Annotated in this window: 4 protein-coding genes; 2 read left to right on the top strand and 2 right to left on the bottom strand. The window is 40.6% G+C overall.

Features of this window, described 5'->3' with window-relative positions; all coding sequences use genetic code 11:
• Together BMY62_RS16750 and BMY62_RS15595 are read left to right on the top strand one after the other, a co-directional pair.
• Positions 1-105: IS3 family transposase (locus tag BMY62_RS16750; protein WP_371264103.1), on the top strand; the 105-nt coding region annotated here is incomplete at its 5' end.
• A 19-nt stretch (positions 106-124) separates the two neighbouring features.
• On the top strand, positions 125-1,084 hold the full coding sequence (locus BMY62_RS15595; RefSeq protein ID WP_143058846.1) for an IS701 family transposase: 960 nt from the start codon (positions 125-127) through the stop codon (positions 1,082-1,084).
• A gap of 216 nt (positions 1,085-1,300) precedes the next feature.
• On the opposite strand, the gene BMY62_RS15600 is transcribed toward BMY62_RS15595, so the two are convergent.
• Positions 1,301-2,671 (bottom strand): FRG domain-containing protein, encoded by a 1,371-nt coding sequence (locus tag BMY62_RS15600; RefSeq protein ID WP_090662141.1) that lies wholly within the window; start codon positions 2,669-2,671, stop codon positions 1,301-1,303.
• A 238-nt stretch (positions 2,672-2,909) separates the two neighbouring features.
• The gene (locus tag BMY62_RS15605; protein ID WP_090662144.1) at positions 2,910-3,356 is read right to left on the bottom strand and encodes a hypothetical protein; all 447 of its coding nucleotides are present in this window, start codon (positions 3,354-3,356) and stop codon (positions 2,910-2,912) included.
• Between the last annotated feature and the right edge of the window lie 68 nt (positions 3,357-3,424).

Here is a 3,424-nt window from a genome sequence, read left to right on the forward strand (position 1 = left end):
TATATCACCATGTTTTACAACAGCTATCGGTTGCATTCATACCTGGGTTATAAAAGCCCAAATCAATATGAGGCAGAAACGGAAAATATGAAAAAAGTTGCTTAACTGGGGTGTCCGGATTTACTTGACCAGGTCATACCCCTGGTCGCAAAATATTGTCTCCATCGGTCTGCTAAAAATCGTCAAAGGCCGCTGGGCTTGCTTGCCTTTGATGTTTCGCTTCTATCACATGAAAAAAACGATTGAAGCAGGGGACGTTAAGGTCAATGGCAAGCGCCCATTGTTCCAAACCAAGTTTGAACAAGCCAATGAAATGTTGTCAAACATTGCTACCGCTTTCGCTGATACAGACTTGTTGGTCGTTACCGATAGCTGCTTTGGCAACAATGGCTTATTCAAACCAATGCGTAAAACTGTCGGCCAGCATTGTCATCTGCTTTCCAGGTTGCGCGTCAATACTACATTGTTTTCGCTACCACTCGAGCGACAGGTGCATCAACGGGGACGGTCCAAAAAGTATGGCTCTAAGATGGGCAGTGCATCAATGCTGGCCAACGAATTTCATAAGCGCGCCAAAACCTATTCGGTCAACCTCTATGGCAAGCTGCGGGATGTAACAGCTTACGACAAAATTGTGATGTTACAAACACTCAAATGTGCCGTGCGCGTGGTTTGGGTTTATCGGAAATCCCAATGGGTTGCGCTGTTTACCATCGACCTCGATCTCTCCGTCGAGCAAATTATCGAATACTACGGCGCCCGCTGGAAAATCGAGGCCGGTTTCAAAGAAATCAAGCAGAAGATCGGCAGCGCAAAGAGTCAAACACGAAACCAACATGCCGTTACCAACCATCTTAACTTTTGCATGATGGCAACCACGATAACCTGGATTTACGCCGATCATCTTGAAAAAGCACCGCAGCGTTGCTACGCTGTCAACAATCGACGTCATTTTGCCTTTGCCGATGTCAGAAAACTGATCACTCAGGCCGCGCTCGATAAGGATTTTGATAGCTTTTGCCCCAAACGCGCCAAAACCACACAAAATTCTTTTATTGACGCTTTATTGCGTATGGTGGCATAAGAAAATGTGTGAAACTTCAGCTCCCCCATGTGAGGCCTAGAAAACGCAGTTGGAAGCTTGACGATGAACTTTACCGATTACGGATCAAAAAAGCATTCGGCCAGAAAAAACTCAATCAAATCACGCGGTAGAAAATCCAGCCATTCCACACAGCACTGAAAGAAGAAGGCTTGGCTGCGGCGATCTGTAACCATCACTAGCGCTGTTTAAGTACAATTAGTATGGAAGTATCTTATTGAGTGCGCCTTTTAATATAGAATATGTTTCATTATTAGTTGCCTGTGAGAGATAGGAGTCTATAATAGCTTGCCTTACAGATATTTTCATTAAACTCTGTTTTTGACAGAATAAATTTTCTATAGCTATTTTTAATTTTCTGAATGAACGCATGTGAGAGGGGAGAGTACTTGCGTATTCATCCGACTGTAAGAGAGAATGAAACGATGCCAAAGTAGTGAAGGCTGTATGTGTATGTATTTCAGCAGTTTCTAAAGGGTGTCCGTAATGTTCATGAAAATCTTTCCACCAATTATTTAAGATTTGTACGTACGTATTTGAGTCAAATGGATCCGTAAATAGAGTTGATGGTACCTTACATTGTAGAGTGCATGGTTCACATTTTTTGCAAATAATGCTGCTAGAAATTAGTTTCAGGAGCTTGGATAAGATAGAATCATTACTTGGATAAATATTTTTTCTGGATATATTGAGCAATGAATCCTCAAATACCAATCCTGTATGTTGTTTAAAGCGGGATTCACTTCCAAAAGCAATATATTGCTTTAAAAGCAAAGGATGGACTGAACTAATAAACACGCCATTTTGTCTTTTGATTCTCTCTATTCTATCAGGAACAGAAAGTTTCAGTGGACCAATTGGATTGTTCTGACCAGCGGAAAAATTGTTATATTCATTCGTAAAAATGCTCCAAATAATTCCAACATCTCCGGTTATAGCTCCATCAGAAGCAAAGAATAAAGCAATCCAAGGGTTCCAACTAAAATCAACATACCATGTTGATATCTCAAGAATCTCAGAATAATGTTGGCCAACAGCCATTGCATCACAAAAAGAGAAATTTAGTTCTTCAGAAATAACGCGGCTTATCCAACATGCTTTAGTCGCTCTATTTCTGAGTATTTGGAGTCGAAAATTGTTATTCGGTAGCTCCCTGTATATTTTCGCTTGAATATCCCACTCATCGTTCCGTTGTCCACGATATAGTACATTTCTAGTTGAAATAGGATTGTTATAATCTGGCCAATGCAAATGACTAAGTTTGTCAAAAGCAAGATGATAAACATCTTCAAATACAAAATCACTATCTTGTGTTGAATAGCTTGATGCCAGGTCGGCTAAACCCTGAAACTCCGCGATTAGTTTTGTGGAAGGAAGTCGTAAGTTTGGGTTGGCCTTGTATTCTCTGAGTGTATTTTTAAGACTGCTTTTACCTCCAGCAGCACTTTTTAGTAAAATAAGAAATCTTTTTTCTTTTTCGGGTTCGCAACTAAATTCCTTTTCTAGTTGACGATATTGATCGTAGGCTCTTTTCCACTTGCTATTAAAAGATGTAGCGGATGATTTCATGCTGTCCCTACTGATCGTCAAAATAACTCGATAGAATTACATTCGTTTAATTGCATTAATAACATTTATTCATATTTTATATTAGGGTTCAATTCCACTGGAACAAGTTTATCCCAGATTTTCCATTAGCGATTTCCCAATAACGAAAAACCAATCAAATAAACAACTTTTGTCGAAATCTCCCGGAAGGAAAACTTGCAGATTTAAGCAACTCAAATTTAAAGAAACAACCTTATATTCAACAAGTTACCCTAATGGCTTCCATTAGAAATTTTCCTAACGGGAAATCTGAGTTTATTCTGCAAAGTATATTAGATGCATTTCCGCGTGTATAAAATATGCGCAGTTTTTCAAAGCGTGGATCGCGAAGAATCTGCGCCATCACGGCAAGCTCGTGGGCAGATTTGATTTGTCGGTTCAGGAGCGTGGTTCCGCCTTGTTCTTTGAAGTCTCTCGGAAAATGACAACCCGGTATCGCGCTATCTGCCCATCGAGCCTGAGATTCGAGCAGTTCAATGTAAGCGTTTCTACCAGTTTCTTTTTGTGCTTCGCTGGTATCGGTACGAGTTTCAATGTTGTCATAGAGATCACCTGTATTGGGTCTGGATGGATTTACAGGGATGGCTTGTTGATTGGCACGCAGGATTAGCCCAATGGGATGGACTCCTCCACCCTTAATCGGCATCAATGTGCCAGACTAGAGTAACTATCAACTAGTCAAAGAAGAGAGGAGTCCGAGATGAACATTACACG

The organism is Nitrosomonas marina (genome assembly GCF_900111605.1).
GTDB lineage: Bacteria > Pseudomonadota > Gammaproteobacteria > Burkholderiales > Nitrosomonadaceae > Nitrosomonas > Nitrosomonas marina_A.

What these genes read in the sequence shown, in the direction of transcription:
- BMY62_RS15600 (WP_090662141.1), bottom strand. Translation starts at nt 2,671, where the DNA reads ATGAAATCATCCGCTACATCTTTTAATAGCAAGTGGAAAAGAGCCTAC.
- BMY62_RS15605 (WP_090662144.1), bottom strand. Translation starts at nt 3,356, where the DNA reads ATGCCGATTAAGGGTGGAGGAGTCCATCCCATTGGGCTAATCCTGCGT.